The organism is Thiomonas sp. FB-6 (assembly GCF_000377645.1).
GTDB lineage: Bacteria > Pseudomonadota > Gammaproteobacteria > Burkholderiales > Burkholderiaceae_C > Thiomonas_A.
Genome location: NZ_KB898472.1, coordinates 160,448 through 178,776, shown reverse-complemented (window position 1 = coordinate 178,776; position 18,329 = coordinate 160,448). Strand labels below are relative to the sequence as shown.

The following is an 18,329-nucleotide window of genomic DNA, read 5'->3' as shown; positions in this document are numbered from 1 at the left end:
CAGCGTCGGCACCCGCCGAGCGCCGCGTCCTGTATTGGGCCAGCCCCATGAACTCGTCCATTCACTCGGATCACCCGATGAAGGACAACATGGGGATGGACTACGTTCCGGTCTATGCCGGTGCCGCCACGCCCGCGCCCGCGCAGCGCAGGGTGCTGTATTGGGCGAGCCCCATGAATCCAGCGATTCATTCGGATCATCCCATGAAGGACAACATGGGCATGGACTACGTCCCGGTGTACGCCCAGGCGCCCTCCGGGGCGCACGATGACGGGCTGCGTATCGATGCGCGCCAGGCGCAGAACCTGGGAGTGCGACTGGTCGCCGCGCAGATGCGAACGATGGGGCAGGCCATGCACACGGTGGGAACCGTGGCACAGGACCAGAACCGGGTCGATGCGGTGACCGCGCGCTTCGCGGGTTGGGTCGTGCGCCTGCGGGTTCGGGCGGAGGGGGACCTCGTCAGGCGCGGTCAGGTGCTCGCCGAGATCTACTCTCCCGAGCTGTACAGCGCCCAGCAAGACGACCTGATCGCGCTGAGGGGGCAAGGCACGCAAGGCGGCGAGCAGATCCTGGCGGCGGCGCGGGAAAGACTTCGCCTGCTGGGCATGCCCGGGGCGGCATTGACGACCCTGGAGCGCACGGGCAAGCCCCTGCGCGAGATTCCCGTGCTGGCTCCGCGGAGCGGCGTGGTAACGGCGCTCCGCATTCGGCAGGGCGGCTATGTCTCGCCGCAGGCCGAACTGTTCGAGATCGCCAACCTGCAGCGCATCTGGGTCAACGTGGCCTTGTACGACTACCAGCTGCCCTGGGTGCGGGTCGGCGACGCGGTCCGCCTGGAGCTTCAGGCCTATCCCGGCAGGACCTGGAGCGGCCGCCTGAGCTTTCTCTACCCGACCCTGGATCCGCGCACGCGTACCGTCACCGCGCGCCTGAGCTTTGCCAACAGCGACGGCGAGCTGCGTCCAGGCATGTATGCCGACGCTACCGTGCTGGGGCATGCGCAGTCGGCGCTAGCCGTGCCGAGCAGTGCTGTACTGCGCACCCAAGAGGGCGACTACGTGATGCTGGCGCAAGGGCAGGGCCATTTCCTTCCGGTCCAGGTCGCGCTGGGGCCGCAGGCGGACGGCTGGGTGGCCATCGCCAGGGGCTTGCGGGCGGGCGACAGGGTGGTGGAAAGCGCTCAGTTTTTGCTGTACTCCGAATCGCAATTTCAATCGGTGAAAGCGCGCATGCTGGGCGGCAACACGAGCCTCGACGCTGCGCCCCCGGGAGGCACTAAGCCCGGCACGCCGATACCTGGGCGAGCACAAGACCCTGCCGTGGCACAGCCCTCTCTGGCCCCGGCAGGTGCGGGCTCGATGGCTGGCATGCACATGACTGCGACCGGGGCCTCTCATGATTAGGCGCCTCATGGAGTGGTGCTTCGAGAACCGCGCCCTTACGGTGATGGGCGCACTGATGCTGCTGGCCGCAGGCATGCTGGCGGTCCGCAACACGCCCTTGGAGGCCATTCCCGACATCTCCCCCACGCAAGTCATCATCAAGACCTCGTACCCCGGACAGGCGCCGCAAGTGGTGCAGGACCAGGTGACCTATCCCCTGGAGACGACCCTGCAGTCGGTTCCCGGCGCGCGTGCGGTGCGCGGCTATTCGATGTTCGGCGACTCCTTCGTCTACGTCATCTTCCAGGATGGCACCAACATCTACCAGGCACGCAACCTGGTGCTGCAGTACCTCAGCCAGGTGCAATCGAGGCTTCCACCAGGCGTCACTCCGGCGCTCGGGCCCGACAGTTCCGGGGTGGACTGGATCTACATGTACGCCTTGACCGATACGGGCGGTACACGCGACCTGAGCCAACTCACGACCTTGCAGAACTGGTTCCTCAAGTACCAGTTGCAGGGGATTCCGGGGGTCGCCGAGGTCGCAACGGTCGGAGGTATGGTCAAGGAATTCCGGGTAGTGGTCGACCCGCAGGCCCTGCTGGCCTACGGCCTGACCTTGCCGCAGGTCGAGGATGCGATACGCGCTGCCAACGGCGAGACCAGCGGATCGGTCGTCGATCTGGGGGAAGCCAGCTACATGGTGCGCACGACCGGTTACGTACACTCGCTGGACGATCTGGAGAACGCGCCGCTGGCCGCGCGCGATGGCGTGCCCGTGACGCTCAAGGACGTCGCGCGCGTCGAGTTCGCCCCCGAGTTACCCAACAGCGCCGCCGACCTCGACGGCCAAGGCGCAGTCGTCGGCGGCATCGTGATGATGAACCAGGGCTCCAACGCCGATGCCATCATCCGCAGGGTGGAGGACAAGATCCGGACCTTGCAGGCTTCGTTGCCGCCGGGGGTGAAGATCGTCACCACCTACAGCCAGGCCCCGCTGATCCAGCGTGCCATCCACACGCTGACCGAGAAACTGCTGGAAGAGTCGCTGATCGTCGCGCTGGTGTCCCTGCTCTTCCTCATGCGAGCGCGCTCCGCTCTGGTCGCGATCGTTTCGCTTCCGTTGGGCATCCTGGCAGCCTTTGTCGTGATGTGGGCACAAGGCATCCCGGCCAACATCATGTCGCTGGGAGGCATCGCCATCGCCATCGGTGCCATGACGGATGCCGCGATCGTGATGATCGAGAACATGCACAAGCACATGGAGCACGAACCCGGTGCCGATCCCTGGATGAAGGCGCGGGTAGCGGCCTCGGAGGTAGGCCCCGCGTTGTTCTTCTCCTTGCTCATCATCGCGGTGTCGTTCCTTCCGGTATTCGCCCTCGGCGGCGAGCAGGGCAAGCTGTTCAGTCCGCTGGCGTTCACCAAGACCTACGCCATGGCCGCTGCGGCCATCCTCTCGATCACCCTGGTGCCGCTGCTGATGGCTTGGTTCATCCGCGGAAACATCCGTCCGGAGGGCGCGAACCCCCTGAACCGACTGCTCACCTGGCTGTATCGCCCGCTGATCCATGGCGTGCTGCGGGCGCCGTGGCTCGTCATCGGCCTGAGCCTGGTCGCCGTGGCAAGCCTGTATTTCCCCTGGAAACATCTCGGCTCGGAGTTCATGCCTCCGTTGAATGAAGGCACCCTGCTGTACATGCCGGTGGCGCAGGATCCGTCGATTTCCATCGGACAATCGGCCGCCATCCTGCAGCAGACGGATCGCATCATCAAGAGCTTCCCGGAAGTGCGCAGCGTGTTCGGCAAGGCGGGGCGGGCCCAGACGGCCACCGATCCGACGCCGATCTCGATGTTCATGTCGGTGGTCAACCTCGAGGACCGCAGCAAGTGGCCTGCGGGGATGACGACCTCGATGCTGATCGAGGAGATGAACCGGGCCCTGCGCATACCCGGCGTGTCCAACACCTGGACCCAGCCGATCAAAGGCCAGGTGGACATGCTGACCACGGGGTTGCAGACACCGCTGGGCATCAAGGTCACGGGGGGGGATCTCGCCACGCTCAACCGACTCGGCCAGGAAATCCAGGCGGTGCTTCAGAAGGTTCCCGGAACCCAGAACGCGTACGCCGCCCGAGCCACGGGCGGACGCTACATCGTGGTCGATACCGACCGGCGCGCGGCTGCGCGCTATGGGCTTTCGGTGGCCGACGTGAATCGGCTGGTCGAGACCGCCATCGGCGGCCGGATGTTGAGCACCGCAGTAAACGGCCTGGAGCGTTTTCCGATCAGCCTGCGCTATCCGCGTGATCTGCGGCAGTCTCTGTCCGCGCTGATGGCCAGCCGTGTGGCGACGCCTCAGGGGGCGCAGATTCCCCTGGCGCAGGTCGCCACGCTGCGCATCGAGGGTGGGCCGCCTATGCTGACCAGCGACAACAGTCAGTTGAATGCATGGGTCTACATCGACCTGACGCCCGGTACCAGCATCAGCGGTTATGTGGCCAAGGCCAAATCGGCCTTGGCGCAAGGGGTGCGCATGCCGCCTGGATTCACGATGGACTGGGTCGGACAGTACCAGGCCTTGCAGCAGGCCGTGCAACGCCTGAAGATCCTGGTGCCGAGCGTGATCGGCCTGATCGCGCTGCTGCTGTATTTCAATTTCAAGAATCTCACCGAAGTCGCCATCATCCTGTTGACCTTGCCGCTGTCCTTGGTGGGGGGGGTCTGGTACGTCGACTGGTTGGGATACAAGCTGTCGGTCGCGGTGGGCGTGGGCTTCATCGCGACCGCCGGAGTGGCCTCCGAGTTCGGCGTGGTCATGCTGCTGTACCTGGACGCCGCGCTGGCGCGGCGCAGGATCCATGACACGCTCAACACCTGGGATGACCTGAAGCAGGCCGTGGTCGAGGGAACGCTGCTGCGCTTGCGCCCGATGGCGATGACCTTGACCATGGTGGTCGGAGGCCTGCTGCCCATCATGTTCAGCCAGGGCGCCGGCGCCGACGTGATGAAACGTATCGCCGCACCGATGGTGGGTGGCATGCTGACGGCCGCCTTGCTGGCCTTGCTCCTGATCCCGGCGGTCTACGCCCTGTGGCAGAAGCGGCGCCTGGCCCTGGGAGGCGGGCAAGCCTCGCCCGATATTTCGTCGAAGCCAAACTGGAGCTGATCATGCAACGTCGTTCGTTTGTGACCGTGGTGGCGGGGTTCCTGGGAACCGTGTCCACCTATCTGCTCGGCCGTCGCCCGGCCAGCGCCCAGCCCCGTCGTGCCGCCGCTGGCGCAGAGATGATGGGGGGCATGATGGGAGGCGGGATGATGGGCGACATGATGGCGCCAGAGAACATGCGCGGACCAATGCGCACCGGCATGCAACTGTTCGAACGCCACCAGCTCATCCGGCGTCAGGTCACGGAGCTGCCCGATGGCGTCCACGATGTCACGACCTCGTCCGACCCGGCCACGGCGGCCCTGATCCAGCAGCATGTTGCCGACATGTACCGGCGCCTGGACGAGAACCGCCCTTTCCCTTATCCCATGAGCAACAGCGTTCCGGAGATGTTCGCCAACCCCGGCGGATACCAGCGAAAGCTGGAGATTTTGCCCGACGGAGTCGCGGTCACCGAGACGTCGAGCGATCCGCGGATGGTGGCGATTATCCAGGCGCATGCGCGCGAGCTCGACCGATTCGTCAAGGAGGGAATGCCCGCCATGATGCGCGGGATGATGTGACGCGCGCGTCGCCGGCTCGGCCGGCAGGCGCACCAAGAAACCCGTCAAGGCGACTTGGGGAAGGGAGATTTCCAGCGGGGTTGCCGTGGCAGCCAATCCCATGCGCTGGCGGCGTTGACCAAGCTGCCGAACTTGTCCTCGATTCATTCTTCATTCCATGAACCATTCCCGCTCTGCACTTGTTCTGATCTGCGCCCTCACAACCATGTCGGCAGCCATCGCGGCCCCGGCCTCGATGCCCGGGATGGGCGCGATGCACGCTGGATCTACCGCGGCGGCTCGCGGCTTCTTGGCCTATGGAGTCGTCAACAGCGTCGACGTGGCCGCGAGCAGCGTGAACATCACCCATCACGCGATCAAGGCGTTGGGCTGGCCGGGAATGACCATGACCTTTCAGGTGCGAGACAGGGAGGATCTGGCGTCCGTGAAGGCTGGGGAGAAGGTGGACTTCGACTTGGCCAGAAGCTCGTCCGGGCAGTACGTGATTACGAGGCTGCGCAGTGGGCGGTAGCGAATTGCCGGGGCCGCGGTCGAGCTCAGGCTGGGAGATTCATGTTCACCAGCGCGCTCCTGCGGCGGCTGCACGCAGTGCGCCGGGACCTACGCCTGCCGTCCGAAGTGTCCACGTCCGATCGATACGAACTGCTCGAGATCAACGACCGCAGCATCGCGACCACAGCCAACGCGCCATGCTCCGCGTGGGAGCAGATGTTCCCCGATAAGGCCGCTCACGATAGTTAACGCCGGGCAGACGTCCGTGGTGCTGACTTTTTGGGCGCACTGCTGCTTGCGTTGGGGGACAAATCAGGTGTCGTGCGAATCTGGTGTCAGCCCAATTTCACCGGCGGATGTGAACATCCGTGCCCCCGCGCTGCGCGCCGACTCCGCAGCCCGAAAGTATCCGATAAGCGTGGCAGCCGAGGTATGCCCAGTCAGCGCCATGGTTTCAGCCAGGGGCACGTTTTGCCGCGCAGCCTCGGTCACGAAGCCCGAGCGCAGAGAGTGCGCCGCGAAGGTGTCGGGCAAGCCAGCGAGCGCGGCGCGCGCCTTGACAATGTCGCGCACGGCAGCGGGCGCAAGGGGCTCTCCGATTGTGTCGCCACGGCGGATGCGCCGAAAAATCGCCCCCTGGGTCAGCCCACTGCGCCCAATCCACGCTTCCAGCGCGTCGGCGGCGTCGTCGAGAATGGGCTTTTCGCTGTCGGGTCGTAGATCCCCGGCCTGGTTCGTCTTGGAGCGCAACAACGTGTAGGAATATGCGCGCGGCCCCACCTTGCGCGTGTTGTCGAACGTTGCGTCCGTGACCTCCGAGCGGCGGCGCCCGCCGCTGGCCCAGGCGAAGAGGAGCAGGGCGCGGTCGCGCACGCCGCGCAGCGAATCATCGCAGGTGGCCAGCATCGCCTGCAGGGGCTCCAGGGTGATCGCCGCCTTCTTGTCCGGCTTCACGCCTCGTTTGGCGTAGGCCCGGCGGGCCTTGGCGACGAGTTCGCGAACATGGGCGTGCTGAATCGGATTGGATCCTCCCTGGAGCTGATGGGCCTTGGACAGCACGCTCAGGCGGTGCAGGACGGTGGCCAGCGCGGGCGCGCCTGGCTTGGCCTTGAAGCCGCCTTCGACGAGCGCCTGGTCGAGCACGGGCGGCATTTCACAGGCAAGACCTGCCGGCGTCTTGCGCTCCAGGTGATCCACCAGGAACTGCTGCACGGCCGCGACGGGAACGGGCAGGGCGATGGGCTGGCGATAGCGCAGCCAGTACCAGGCCGCCCAGTAGCGCAGCGCCGCCTGGTAGCTGCGCACGGTGTGGGCGGATTCGCCCTCGGCGAGCAACGCCTCGACAGCTGCGGAGGTGAACGGCGCGAGCACGCCGGGATCGAGCGCTCCGATCCCGGTCGGCGGCAACGCCACGGGAGTGATCATGCGACGGTTGGCCATGAGTTTGAAAACTTACAAGCAACGTAAGATGTCTAACGCAACTTGAGCATAGGGCCCGATAACTATCCATTATCGTGACTGAATATCGCAGGAAGCAGGGCGCAAATCAAGGAGGTCGAACCATGGCACGCGGCATCACCGATCACGACGTCTTCGCTGCCTGTGACGCGCTGCTGCTCGCGGGCGAGCGCCCGACCATTGAGCGGGTACGCCAAAAGATCGGACGCGGCTCGCCCAACACAGTCAGTCCCATGCTGGACGCCTGGTTCAAAGGGCTGGGCCGACGACTGCAGGATCCCGGTGCCTTTGCCGCGCCGCCCGACGTGCCAGAGCCCATCCTTCAGGCCGCGCAGCACTTCTGGGAGACGGCGCTGGCGCATACCCGCGCCGACTTCGATGCGCGACTGCGCGAGGGTCTCGCGACGGCGGCCGCCAACTTCGAATCGGAGAAAGAGCGGGCCGAGCAAGCACAAACGGCCACGCGCGAGGCCCATGCGAACGCGACGCGGCTTGAACAACTGTTGGCGGAGCAAGGACGCCAACTCGATAGGGGCCAACAGGACCTTGCCGCAGAGCGCGCCCGCCTCGAGGGCGTCCGCGCGGCTCTAGCCACTGCGACCAGCACCCTGCGCGAGCACGAGACCCAGACGAGCGCCGAGATGGCCGAGCTCAGGCGGCAGCTTGAAGCGGCGCTGCAGCGCGCGGACGCAGCCGATCGACGAGTGGCGCTTGAACTCGAGCGCGAGCGTACCGCCAGGGCCAAGTCTGAACGCCAGGTGGATGCGCTTCAACGGACCCTGAGTACCGAGCGGCAAGCAGCGTTGGCCGCGGGCGATCGAGCGCAGGCGTTGCTGAATGCCGCGCGTGACCGGGAACAGGCGCAGGCCACCCTTCATGCGGCAGCTGCTGCCGAATTGGCGCTGGAGCGCGAGCGCATCGCGGACCTGCGCGCCGCCGGTGAGGCCAGCGCAGCGGACGCGGTGGCTGCACGAGCGCAGATCGCCACGCTTCAAGCGTCGCTGGATCGCCTTGCGAATCTTGCCAAGTCGGGAACTCGAAAAGCCACTCCGGTTACACGCAAACGCTCGGCAATCGCATCACCGCCCGGGCCCACGCGTTGAAGAATTCCGCCACGGCTCACGATTGTGGTGCCCTGCTCACGCTATTCGGAAATAGACGCGGTCCTGCCGATGCAAGAGTCGATCATGCCGATCGCGAGGACGCGCGCCCCCGGGTGGGCCCGCAAGCGGTGCCTCGAGCCACCTGAAAGTCTTCCAAGTCCTTGGCGACCATGCCGTGTTGCCGAGACCCGAGAGTCTGCACGGCGGGCTGACGCGGGTGGCCATGCAGGTCGAACTGTGTGATGACGACGTGGACTATGTCAGCATCCTGGAGCCATCGGGTGCACCGGGTCGCCAATCTACGGTAGGGCTAGCGGTCGCGTGAGCTCCGCCGGGTTCGAGTGCGAGAACTCGCTGAATGCGCGGACTGAAAAGTCGGGCTGTGCTGAACGTGCCCAACCGAGCACAACAGACGCAGCTGGGCGATCGACCGCCTCTCGCGGAAGGAACGATAGCCATGACACCGGTATGGAAATGCTTGACGTCACGCGCGCAACGGAATATGACCACCACAAGTCTGATCTGTCTCGAGGAGAAGCCGCTCGCGCGTGGGTAGCCATTGCCGAGCCAGCGCCCCGTGACAGATCGAGGGGCGCTCCTTCGCAGCGAGGGCTACAGCATGGCGGCGAACAACAAGGCGAGCGATGCGCCGGCCCGCAACGCTCTGGGCGTGTCGGCACGGCCATCCGCGGTGCGCCTCGGTACGCGTCGGAGATCCGAATTCGCGAACGCCTTGGGCGCGCGCGGCCATGCACGCAGCAGCCTGTGGGTCGTCTACAGCCCCAAGGCTCGGGCGGATTTCGTGCTGCGCGGTGACCTGCAGTTTGGACACTTCCTGCTCGCAGAATCCGATCCGACCGTTGAATCGGCCGACTACGCACCGAGGACGCGAATCGAGGCCATCGCGGGGCAAGCCGTGGCAGCCATCGTCGATGCCGAGATCCGTCTCGTAGGCGGACGGATCGTCTGGCGCGAGATCACCAGTTCCGACGCGGTCGCAAGCCACGCTGCGGCTCGTGCCACGCTGCCGGTTCTAGCCCAGATCACCGGTAGCGACGCGCATGAGGTGGCAACGCACGAAGTGTGGACGGAGAAGGAGATATACGCTTGTCCCCAGCGCATTCTGAATTGGCTGCGGATCCTGCCGTGGTTGGCCCAGGCCCGTGAATGGCCGTTGCATAGCCATGCAAAGCAAGTCGCAGCCCTGCTCAAACGGCGCACATGCATCACGCTTGGAGACGTTCTGGCCCTAGGTGAACACGGCGAGGACGCGTTGTACGCAGCCGCCTTATTCCAAGGCGTCCAGCACGGCCGTTACGCCAGCGACCTAGAGGTGCGGCCTTTGGACGTGGCTTCGCGCTTTTGCCTGCCGGGGCACGGGCCATGAGCATTGCGCGCTATACCTTCCGAACATTGCCCGAGCACTATCGTGATCCGGAGCAATGGCCGGCTGCCGACTTGAGTCAACAAGACGAGCCGACGCTGGCTCGATTTGAGCGATTCGCCCGAGGGATGCGGCTGTACCTGAAGACGGGCGCGCTCGGCGCTGCCAGTCGGGAGGCGGGCTGCTCGCCGCCGTGCTTGATCGACCAGCTCAATCGCTGCGTGCAGCTGCGCGCCGACGGGAGTCCGGTTGGGTGGCCGGCGTTGGTGGCCTATCAACGTGTCACCCGCTATAGCCGTCGCCAACAACTTCCGAGTGGCAAGGGTCAAGCGAGCCAGGGCGGAGCGGGCGCCTTCGAGCAATTCCTCGCAGACCACGAGATGCTGCGCGATTTGCTCCACTCCATCGTGCGAAAGGGTGGAGGGCAAGGCGCGGTCGCTTCGGCCCGGCCCAGTCTCCACGGCGTAGCCGCGCGCTTTGTCAAAGCCTGTCGAACCTTCGGATTGAGCGACCGTGACTATCCGTTGAATTCGAAGAGTGAGGGGCGACGCTCCATTGAGCGTTACGCTCGCGCGTTCATCATGCGCGATGCGCCATCGATGTCCACGTGGTACGGCGCTCAGGCGGGCACGGAGCTTTTGCTCGGATCGGGCAAGAGCACTTTCGAGTTCGCGGCCGCCCCTCTGGATGTGACCGCGATGGATGCCCACAAACTGCACTGCGTGGGCACGGTCGTGATTACCGGCCCCGCCGGGCCGCAAGACGTCCCGATCGAGCGGCTTTGGATCGATGCAGTAATTGACAAGCGCGCTCGGGCGATTCTCGGCTATTCGGTCTCCATCGCCAAGGAGATTTCTGCCGCTGACGTCGAGGAGGCCCTGGTCTTTTGCACTCGGGAATGGAGGCCTCGTGAACTCACCATCCCGGGGCCGGGTTATGCGCCGGGCGCTGGATTTCCGGTAGGGGCCATACCCGGGTTTCCTCCGTGCCGCCCAGCGGTCATTGTGCTGGACAACGCCAGCCAGCACTGGGCCGAGCGCATCACGCAGGGTGTCCGCAGGTCGTTCGGCTGCGCGCTCTCCTTCGGCCCCGTCGGTGCCTGGTGGCACAACCCGATCGTCGAACGACTTTTTCGCACCTTGGAGCAGCATGGGTTCCAGTGCCTGCCATCATCGACAGGATCGCACCCAGCGGACCGCTTGCGCGGAGAGTTCGTTGCGCAGGCGATGCGACGAAGCATCCGCTGGGAGGAGTTGGTGGACCTCGTCGACGTACTGCTGGCCAACTACAACGCTACGCCGCATAGTGCGCTCGGCGGACAGACGCCGCTGATGGTGCTTCAAAACCACCTCCAGTCACAAAGTGGATTCCTGCCGCGTCTGTCCGTACCGATCACGGTCAACACGCCCCGCCTGGGCTGGAGCGTGGAGCGTAGGTACATCGCCGGCCGCTGCGATCGCGGCCGCGTTGTCCGCCCGTACATCCAGATCGACCGGGTTCGCTACACCAATTCCGTCCTTTGCACGCGCTTCGACTGGGTGGGTTCGACGCTCGTCACACACATCTACGATGCAGACTGTCGCAGGGTACTCGCGTTCTCTCCCACGGGTGACGCGCTGGGCGAACTCGTTCCCCTGGACAAGGCGTGGGCATCGACCGCGCACTCGCGGGCGATGCGCAAGCAGATCAACGCCTTGGTGCGCAACGGGGCGATTGACGCGCAGGCCGACGATTTCGTCTTGTCCTATCTGGACTACCTTGCCAAAAAAACTCTTCTGGAAGTGCGTGGACCACACCCGGCCGTGAGCCCGACCGCGACACAACTTGCCAATGCGGCTCGAGTCTCGGGAGCTCCGATCCCTCATGTGTCGCTTGCAGCGAATGGCGCGGGAACGGTCGCGCCACTGCGGCCATTATTGCCCGGGCACATCCCACCGCCACCTTGGGCGTAATCCGTTGGCCTAGGTAGACCACCATGCGCTCCAAAGCTGATCCAACGCGCACACAGCCCGCCGCCGCAAATCCTGTCAGCGCGATCGAGCAGGGAGCAAGCCCAAGTGACGCCACCCTGCCGCGCTCCCTTGGCCCCCCCCCAAGCCGACCCGATCCCGTTCCCGAACTGGACCGCGCGAGGCTGTATGAGGATCATCCGGTGGTCCGCAACACCGCGATGATCGCGACAAGGCCCGTGCGGGAGGCCTACGACGTTGTCACGCGCGCCATTGTTCATCATGATCCGGGGACCTGCCTGATCGGGGAGTTTCGCTTGGGCAAAACCACCACGCTTGTCAAGATCGCGGAAACGCTGGAACAGACTTTCCCGGGACTGCCCGTCGGCCGCGTGAATGCGAAGGGCCACGACAAGCCCTCCGAGAAAGTGTTCTACACCGACATCCTCACCGACTACAACCACGGTGGCGCACGCACGGGCACGACCAGCGATCGGCGTACGCGCGTCTTGAACCTCCTGCGCGCGCATGCCGCCCAACGCTCCAGCAATCGGTACTTGCTCCTCGTCGATGAGGGACAGAACTGGGGAGAAAGCGAGCTCCAGGTGCTGCGCGATCTGAGCAACGATCTGCAGCGTCAGGGAGTCGATATGGTCACCGTGATGTTCGGGCACCCGGAAATGCACCACATCCGCAGCCGCCTGCTCGCACGTGGCCGTACGGATCTGATAGGTCGCTTCCTGTTGACCCCGTGCGAATTCCGCGGAATGCGCAACCGCGATGACCTGACGCACTGTCTTCAGGCATATGACGAAGCGAAGCAGCATGAATTCCCGCAAGGCAGCGGAATCTGCTACAGCGCATTCTTTCTTCCCCAGGCTTGGGGCCGTGGTTGGCGTCTGGCAGAAGAAGGCCCCAGATTCTGGAATGCCATCTCGCGGGTCGCCGCACGCTGTGGGCGCACGCCTAACAATATCGGAATGAGCTGGATCACGGGCGCGATCCGCAATTTCTTCTTCTCGCAAACACCGATGGACGGACTGGGCTTTGTCGGGACGCAAGACGCCTGGGATCTCGCCGTGGAGCACAGCGGCTACGAAGCGAGCTTGGTCTAGCGCGATGCACGAGAAGCTCTCCTGCTTGCAAGACGGCCTGATCTCGGCCAAGCCGTGGAGTTCCGCGTACGAAGGACCATTCACGCACTTGGCCAAGGTTGCGACGCTGAACGCACTTCCCGCCCGAGATCTCTGTCAGATGCTATTCGGCCGATCGCTGCTGCACCACCATGGGCGTCCCTGGCACGGGCGCAGCCTTCTGTCGGACACCTGGTTGCGAGCGACCCCGCTGCGCAGCCCAGTGACCACTGAGATCGCCAGGCGAACGCTTGAGCATCTCTGCGGAGTTTGGGCCTCCAGCATCGCATCGGATGCGCACCTGCGGTATTGCCCTGTGTGTCTCAGGGGCGGATTTCAAAGTGCGGTCTATCAGATTGACGCACTTCGGGTCTGCCCGATCCATGATGGGCAGCCGCTGCTGGAGGTCTGCCCGCATTGCGCCGCGCCGACAGCGGCCTACGCAGTGACCGTCGAAGGGTTCGATCGACCGTTTCATTGCCACGCGTGCGGGGGCCCACTTGCATGCAACGCTGATACGGCACGCTGGGAACGCACATGGCAGGCGCCACGTGGTGTTCAGGCCCTTCAGCCCTTGATCGCGTGGTTGCGCGCGATCCAATGCGCTCCGTTGCAGTGGCCCGACGTCGGCGCCTGGGAACTCGATCCGCACGGCAACGTGGGCCGCGAGCGGCGCTGCAGCGTCTTCTCGGTCCTGCGTCAGATCGTGCCCCTGGAGTCAAGCATTCAAACCCAGGCGGCACTCTCGCTCCAGGTGTATCGAGATGCTCTGTGCCCGAGTCCTCAGCCGAAGCTACTTACGTTGGATGACCCCGTATCCAGAGCGCGGCGCGCTGTCTACAAAAGTATGCGTCGCCATTTCCGAAGATCCCTAGCGATCGACACCGCGCAGCGCGCAATCAACATGCGTGATTTCGCGCATGAAGGCTCGGCTCAGGCACTGATTCCGCCGCCCACGTTACGCAATAGCTCGCTGCACGGCTTCCTGCTTTGGCGGCAGCGCTTCGAGGAAGGCTTTCGCGGTGGACAGGAGTCAGTCGGTGCGCCATGGGCGAACCCACTGAGGCTTCGTCCGCCTATGGCGCATTGGCCGGTTGTCCGTGAGGTCTCGCACGGTCTTTGGGCGCGCTTCGCGCTGGAGTGCCTGCACGAGGACCTATGGACTGCGCAGCAGTGGTTGGCGGCGTCCACGGTCGAACGGACGGATGTTCCCAAGATCGCGCGATCCACGGGGGAGTTTGCGCGACTCAACTTGTGGAAACACCGTATGAGCGCAGAGCTCTTTCCCTGGCCGATGTCGTTGACCCATCTCATGCTGAATGGAACGAGGGCGGAAGGAACATTTCTCTTCGTCGCCCCGGTGCGCGGCGACGCCGGCCTCGTCGTGCATGTTGATCACGGCGGGGAACTGCTGCACGCTGAGGACGACGCGCATTCCCCGTCTCGTCGCTTACCGTGTCATGTGATGCCCTTGGAGCGCCTCGTGCTTCCCGCAAATCTTGATGGCAGCGAAGGCCGATACCGCGTCCGCGACGAACCCTGTCGCATCACCGCCACCAATGATCGCGACGCCGTCCAGGCGTGGATTCTCGCCAGCGGAGTTGCGGCATCGACTGCAACCTTGTATCGGTTGGCAGGCGAACGCTTGCTCAATTGGTGTTGCATTGAAAAGGGCAAAGCTCTGTCATCCCTGGATCGAGAAGATTTCGCTGAATTCGCAAGGTTTCTGGCCCATCCCACGCCAGTCGATCGTTGGATCGGGCCCCGTGCCTCTCGGGACACACAACGGTGGCGCCCGTTCACGCAGCCGCCGAGCCCGTCGACGTGCGTCTTCATGATGGCCTGCGTCAAGGCTCTGCTGCACTGGCTTGCCGAGCAGCGCTACGCCGAGCTTCGGGTGCAAGCCAGCAGGCAAAATTTCGAGAGGGACGGTATCTCGGATGTTCCCACGACATACCACCATCGACAGATCTCCCAGTCAGAACCCCTTGAGATCGATGAGTGGCAGTGGATTCGTCGCGCCTTGGATGATTTCGAGCGCAACGGTACCGGCCTCCCCATTCGACTCCTCGTGGAGTTGATGTATTACGCCAGCCTGAGTTGGGAACAGATCTCAAAACTGACGTTTTCCAGTGTCGGGCCCGCCACAAACGATGACGATTGGCGTGTTTGGATTCTCCGCGGGAAGACCGATGACGGCGTGTACCCAGTCGCTGCACCGCCGCCTCTCGCGCGCACGTTGCGCACATGGCTGCTTTCCCATCGCGGCATGGATTTGCACTTGCTGTTATCGCAGCCGCTCCTGCCAATCGACCTTGCTCCGCCCACTCGATACATTCGCGCGCTTATGACTGACGCAGCCGCGCATGCAGAAGCAGCAGGGCATCACGCAATCGCCGCGCGCCTTGCACATCGATCGGCGCGAGCGCTCAAGAAGGCATTCTCGTTGCATGAGCAAATCCTGCTCGGCGGCCGCAAGGGTGCAGCCGTTTTAAGCTTGACAGATGTCTCCAACCGGGCCCGCAATCTGGCCCATCGCTGGGCCAGATGCGAATCACTGTGGGCACCGGTCGAGCCCGTGAGAGAAGCTACAAATGGCGCTGCTGGGCGTTGATCGTGGAACTCGAAATCTCATCGTGCTCAATGTGCGACACAAAAGACCTTCACACTTCGCCGAGGCCGGAAGTAGGGAAATGTTGTCGCCGAATTCACGTCTCACGGAGGGGATTGTTGTCGGACAACTGCGTGGACGTGGGTGTCGATCACATGGGTGATCCGCGCCCCGGCCTGGTCCGCATGTTCGACGAACCAGTCCTCGTCGCCGGCGACCACGTCGACGGCGACGGCCTTGCCGAGGCCGGCGCAGCCGAACAGGTAGGACAGGCTGGCATCGCGTGTGGGGAGTTGCTTGAAGAACATGGTGTCGCCTCGATCAGGGGGTCTCGAGTTCCAGGGGCAGCCCTGCGGCACGCCATTCGGGCACGCCGTCGGCGCACTTGCGCGCCCGCAGCCCGTGATGCCGCATCAGCGTCACCGCCGCGTCCGACATCAGGCAGAACGGTCCGCGGCAGTACGCGACGATCTCCTTGTCGCTCGGCAGTTCGCGAATGCGCGCTTCCAGTTCGTCCAGCGGGACCGAGCGCGCCCCGGGGAGGTGGGCCGTGCGGAACTCGGCCTCGGGGCGAACGTCGAGCAACACGACGTCTCCGGCGCGCACCTTGTCGAGCAGCGAGCGGGCGCTCTCGGGCCTCAGGCTTCCGGGCTCGGCCGCCAGGCCGGCCATGGCGAGTTGCAGTTCGGCCAGATGGGCCTGGGCCAGTTCCCGCAGGCTCACCCACAAGTCCGATACGTCGGAGGCGCTGAGCCGGTGGATGCGGTGCTTGCCCTCACGCCGCGCATGGACCAACTGCGCCTCGCGCAGCACACGCAGGTGGGCGCTGGCCAGCTTGACGTCGATGTCGGCGGCCTGCGCCAGCGCCTCGACCGATTTTTCTCCCTGCGCCAGCAGTTCCAGCAACTCCAGGCGCTTGGGGCTGGACAGGGCGGCGCCGACGCGCGCGACCTGGGCGTAGAGCTGATTCTTGAGGGCTCGGGATGTCATGCGAACATTCTAACGAAGCAGCGAATGTACGCAAGCCAGCTGCATTTAACATAATGCAAATATGCGCCGTTTCAGGCTCCCCAGGGGCCGGGCTCCGCCCGGACCCTCAGGTCCTGGGCCTCACCACTGGCCCGGCTTGCGCGAGCCGTCCAGCGCGCGGCCCAGCAGTTCCGCGGTGTCCTTGTGCGATTGCTTCATCGCCAGATCCATGGCCGTGAAGCCCATGGCGTTGCGCTGCTTCGGGTCGGCGCCCGCCGCCAGCAACAGGCGCACCGTCGACGCGTGGCCGAAGTACGCGGCCATCATCAGCGGCGTGGTGCCGTTGGACGCCTGCTGGTTCACCCGGGCGCCGTGGGCCAGCAGGAACTTCACCAGATCGTCGTGGCCGTTCGTGGCGGCGTAGGACAAGGCTGACCAGGCCGGTGCCTGGCCCGGCGGATTGACCTGCGCGCCGCGCTTCACCAGTTCCTCGGCCAACTCCGCGTCTCCGCGCAGGCAGGCGATCATCAACGCCGTCTCGCCCTGCGGATTGCGCTGGTCCAGGCGCAGGCCCGGCTGCTCGATCAGCAGCCGCGCCACCTTCAGCGCGTGGTTCTGCAGCGCCAGGTACAGCGCGCTGTTGCCGTGCGGGTCCACGGCATTGGGGTCGAAGCCCTGGCGCAGCAGCTCGCGTACCTCGCCGACGTCGTCGGTCTGCAGCGCGCGGAAGAAATCGGTGAAGGAGCCGGCCGCCGCCGGCAAGCCCGCACCGAGGCCCATCAGGCAGGCACCGAGCCCCGCGCCGAGCAGCCAGCGGCGCCTGGAGAGGGTATGTTCCACGCTAACACCTTACTTGAATTTAATGTGCTACCGGTTTGAAAAGCCTATCGAAATTGGCCTCAGTGAATGCTTCCACCCGGGCCTCCTCGCAGCCTCGCAACTGGGCCAGGAAACGCGCCACGAAACGCGTGTAGCCAGGCTGGTTGGTCTGTCCCCGGTGCGGCACCGGCGCCAGGTAGGGGCTGTCGGTCTCCACCAGGATGCGGTCCTCGGGCAGCTTTTTCGCGACTTCCTGCAGGTCCTTCGCGTTCTTGAAGGTCAGGATGCCCGACAGGGAGATGTAGAAACCGAGGTCCAGCGCGGCGCGGGCCACCTCCCACGATTCGGTGAAACAGTGGAACACCCCGCCGCAGTCGGCGGCGCCCTGCTCCCGCAGCATGGCCAGCGTGTCCTCGGCCGCCGCGCGGGTGTGGATGACCAGCGGCTTGCCGACCTCGCGCGCGGCCTGGATGTGCACCGCGAAGCGGTCTCGCTGCCACTGCATGTCGGCATGGCTGCGCCCTTCCAGGCGGTAGTAGTCCAGCCCGGTCTCGCCCAGCGCCAGCACCTTCGGATGGCGCGCGCGCGCCACCAGCGTGGCCTGGTCCACCTCGGGCTCGTGCTCCGTGTCCGGGTGCACGCCCACGGTGGCCCAGATGTGGGCGTGGCGCTCGGCGAAGCCCAGCACCTGGTCGAACTCGGCGACCTGGGTGCTGATGTTCAGCGCGCGCAGCACGCCGTGCTCGCGCATGGCGGCGAGGATCTCCTCCTCGCGCTCGCGCAGGCCGGGGAAGTTCAGGTGGCAATGCGAATCGGTCAGGGGCATGTCGCGAAGCAGATTGGCTGCATGGCGCGGCCGCGCGAGCCGCGCCGCCGGGCAGAGCGCGCGCCCTGGGCGCGCGCGGCTCACAGCGTATGGGTGGGGCGGTTGTTCGCCTCGGCCGCGGGGCCGAGGATTTCCTCGATCAGGCGCCGCAGCTGCTTGGCCTTCTCGTCCGCGGGAAACTGCACCCCGATGCCCTGCGTGCGGTTGCCCGCGGCGTTCGCCGGAGTGATCCACGCCACCTTGCCGGCGATCGGAAAACGCTGCGGGTTGTCCATCACCGTCAGCAGCAGGTAGACGTCGTCGCCCAGCTTGTGTTCGCGAGGCGTGGGAATGAAGATTCCCCCGTCCGGGAAATAGGGAATGTAGGCCGCGTACAGGGCCGGCTTCTCCTTGATCGCGAGCTGGATGACGCTGGGCCGCGACGTCGAGGTCGCGGCGCTGCCGCCGGCTGCGTGGGAAGTCGCCATG

At 65.1% G+C, this 18,329-nt stretch carries 15 protein-coding genes; 9 read left to right on the top strand and 6 right to left on the bottom strand.

The window, feature by feature from the left end; translation table 11 throughout:
* The first annotated feature begins 47 nt into the window (after positions 1-47).
* The 4 genes from D466_RS0104595 to D466_RS0104580 all read left to right on the top strand — a co-directional run bounded on the left by D466_RS0104595 (position 48) and on the right by D466_RS0104580 (position 5,628).
* Positions 48-1,406 carry an efflux RND transporter periplasmic adaptor subunit gene (locus D466_RS0104595; protein ID WP_231385657.1) on the top strand — a complete coding sequence of 453 codons (1,359 nt, stop codon included), beginning with the start codon at positions 48-50 and terminating at the stop codon, positions 1,404-1,406.
* Positions 1,399-4,554 carry a CusA/CzcA family heavy metal efflux RND transporter gene (locus D466_RS0104590; protein ID WP_026284881.1) on the top strand — a complete coding sequence of 1,052 codons (3,156 nt, stop codon included), beginning with the start codon at positions 1,399-1,401 and terminating at the stop codon, positions 4,552-4,554. Before D466_RS0104595 ends, D466_RS0104590 begins: the two co-directional genes overlap by 8 nt.
* Positions 4,555-4,556: 2 nt before the next feature.
* Positions 4,557-5,117, top strand: coding sequence for a hypothetical protein (locus D466_RS0104585; protein WP_018912532.1), 561 nt, complete (start codon positions 4,557-4,559; stop codon positions 5,115-5,117).
* 157 nt (positions 5,118-5,274) lie between these two features.
* Positions 5,275-5,628 (top strand): copper-binding protein, encoded by a 354-nt coding sequence (locus D466_RS0104580; protein WP_038165240.1) that lies wholly within the window; start codon positions 5,275-5,277, stop codon positions 5,626-5,628.
* A gap of 293 nt (positions 5,629-5,921) precedes the next feature.
* Here the strand turns inward: D466_RS0104580 and D466_RS0104570 are convergent, their stop codons facing one another.
* Positions 5,922-7,034 (bottom strand): site-specific integrase, encoded by a 1,113-nt coding sequence (locus D466_RS0104570; RefSeq protein ID WP_156004006.1) that lies wholly within the window; start codon positions 7,032-7,034, stop codon positions 5,922-5,924.
* Between the two features lie 137 nt (positions 7,035-7,171).
* Between D466_RS0104570 and D466_RS20540 the strand changes: the two genes are divergently transcribed.
* The 5 genes from D466_RS20540 to D466_RS23810 all read left to right on the top strand — a co-directional run bounded on the left by D466_RS20540 (position 7,172) and on the right by D466_RS23810 (position 15,250).
* Positions 7,172-8,170, top strand: a complete 999-nt coding sequence (locus D466_RS20540) for a DNA-binding protein (protein ID WP_018912528.1) — start codon at positions 7,172-7,174, stop codon at positions 8,168-8,170.
* A gap of 619 nt (positions 8,171-8,789) precedes the next feature.
* Positions 8,790-9,557 (top strand): hypothetical protein, encoded by a 768-nt coding sequence (locus tag D466_RS0104560; protein WP_156004004.1) that lies wholly within the window; start codon positions 8,790-8,792, stop codon positions 9,555-9,557.
* The gene (locus D466_RS0104555; protein ID WP_156004002.1) at positions 9,554-11,506 is read left to right on the top strand and encodes a hypothetical protein; all 1,953 of its coding nucleotides are present in this window, start codon (positions 9,554-9,556) and stop codon (positions 11,504-11,506) included. The genes D466_RS0104560 and D466_RS0104555 overlap by 4 nt, the downstream gene beginning before the upstream one ends.
* 23 nt (positions 11,507-11,529) lie before the next feature.
* Entirely contained in the window at positions 11,530-12,618 is a 1,089-nt protein-coding gene (locus D466_RS0104550; RefSeq protein WP_081629809.1) for an ATP-binding protein, read from the top strand.
* A 4-nt stretch (positions 12,619-12,622) separates the two neighbouring features.
* Positions 12,623-15,250 carry a hypothetical protein gene (locus tag D466_RS23810; RefSeq protein ID WP_156004000.1) on the top strand — a complete coding sequence of 876 codons (2,628 nt, stop codon included), beginning with the start codon at positions 12,623-12,625 and terminating at the stop codon, positions 15,248-15,250.
* Positions 15,251-15,351: 101 nt separating this feature from the next.
* On the opposite strand, the gene D466_RS0104545 is transcribed toward D466_RS23810, so the two are convergent.
* The 5 genes from D466_RS0104545 to D466_RS0104525 all read right to left on the bottom strand — a co-directional run bounded on the left by D466_RS0104545 (position 15,352) and on the right by D466_RS0104525 (position 18,328).
* On the bottom strand, positions 15,352-15,555 hold the full coding sequence (locus D466_RS0104545) for a hypothetical protein (RefSeq protein WP_018912524.1): 204 nt from the start codon (positions 15,553-15,555) through the stop codon (positions 15,352-15,354).
* Between the two features lie 13 nt (positions 15,556-15,568).
* On the bottom strand, positions 15,569-16,237 hold the full coding sequence (locus D466_RS0104540; RefSeq protein WP_018912523.1) for a metalloregulator ArsR/SmtB family transcription factor: 669 nt from the start codon (positions 16,235-16,237) through the stop codon (positions 15,569-15,571).
* A gap of 120 nt (positions 16,238-16,357) precedes the next feature.
* Entirely contained in the window at positions 16,358-17,056 is a 699-nt protein-coding gene (locus D466_RS0104535) for an ankyrin repeat domain-containing protein (protein ID WP_038165239.1), read from the bottom strand.
* Positions 17,057-17,075: 19 nt separating this feature from the next.
* A complete protein-coding gene (locus tag D466_RS0104530; RefSeq protein WP_018912521.1) occupies positions 17,076-17,861 on the bottom strand; it encodes a TatD family hydrolase in 786 nt (261 codons plus the stop codon).
* An 80-nt stretch (positions 17,862-17,941) separates the two neighbouring features.
* Positions 17,942-18,328, bottom strand: a complete 387-nt coding sequence (locus D466_RS0104525) for a PilZ domain-containing protein (RefSeq protein WP_018912520.1) — start codon at positions 18,326-18,328, stop codon at positions 17,942-17,944.
* Position 18,329: the final 1 nt, after the last annotated feature.

Coding starts and splice junctions, on each gene's coding strand:
- D466_RS0104595 (WP_231385657.1), top strand. CDS start 48: ATGAACTCGTCCATTCACTCGGATCACCCGATGAAGGACAACATGGGG.
- D466_RS0104590 (WP_026284881.1), top strand. CDS start 1,399: ATGATTAGGCGCCTCATGGAGTGGTGCTTCGAGAACCGCGCCCTTACG.
- D466_RS0104585 (WP_018912532.1), top strand. CDS start 4,557: ATGCAACGTCGTTCGTTTGTGACCGTGGTGGCGGGGTTCCTGGGAACC.
- D466_RS0104580 (WP_038165240.1), top strand. CDS start 5,275: ATGAACCATTCCCGCTCTGCACTTGTTCTGATCTGCGCCCTCACAACC.
- D466_RS0104570 (WP_156004006.1), bottom strand. CDS start 7,034: ATGATCACTCCCGTGGCGTTGCCGCCGACCGGGATCGGAGCGCTCGAT.
- D466_RS20540 (WP_018912528.1), top strand. CDS start 7,172: ATGGCACGCGGCATCACCGATCACGACGTCTTCGCTGCCTGTGACGCG.
- D466_RS0104560 (WP_156004004.1), top strand. CDS start 8,790: ATGGCGGCGAACAACAAGGCGAGCGATGCGCCGGCCCGCAACGCTCTG.
- D466_RS0104555 (WP_156004002.1), top strand. CDS start 9,554: ATGAGCATTGCGCGCTATACCTTCCGAACATTGCCCGAGCACTATCGT.
- D466_RS0104550 (WP_081629809.1), top strand. CDS start 11,530: ATGCGCTCCAAAGCTGATCCAACGCGCACACAGCCCGCCGCCGCAAAT.
- D466_RS23810 (WP_156004000.1), top strand. CDS start 12,623: ATGCACGAGAAGCTCTCCTGCTTGCAAGACGGCCTGATCTCGGCCAAG.
- D466_RS0104545 (WP_018912524.1), bottom strand. CDS start 15,555: ATGTTCTTCAAGCAACTCCCCACACGCGATGCCAGCCTGTCCTACCTG.
- D466_RS0104540 (WP_018912523.1), bottom strand. CDS start 16,237: ATGACATCCCGAGCCCTCAAGAATCAGCTCTACGCCCAGGTCGCGCGC.
- D466_RS0104530 (WP_018912521.1), bottom strand. CDS start 17,861: ATGCCCCTGACCGATTCGCATTGCCACCTGAACTTCCCCGGCCTGCGC.
- D466_RS0104525 (WP_018912520.1), bottom strand. CDS start 18,328: ATGGCGACTTCCCACGCAGCCGGCGGCAGCGCCGCGACCTCGACGTCG.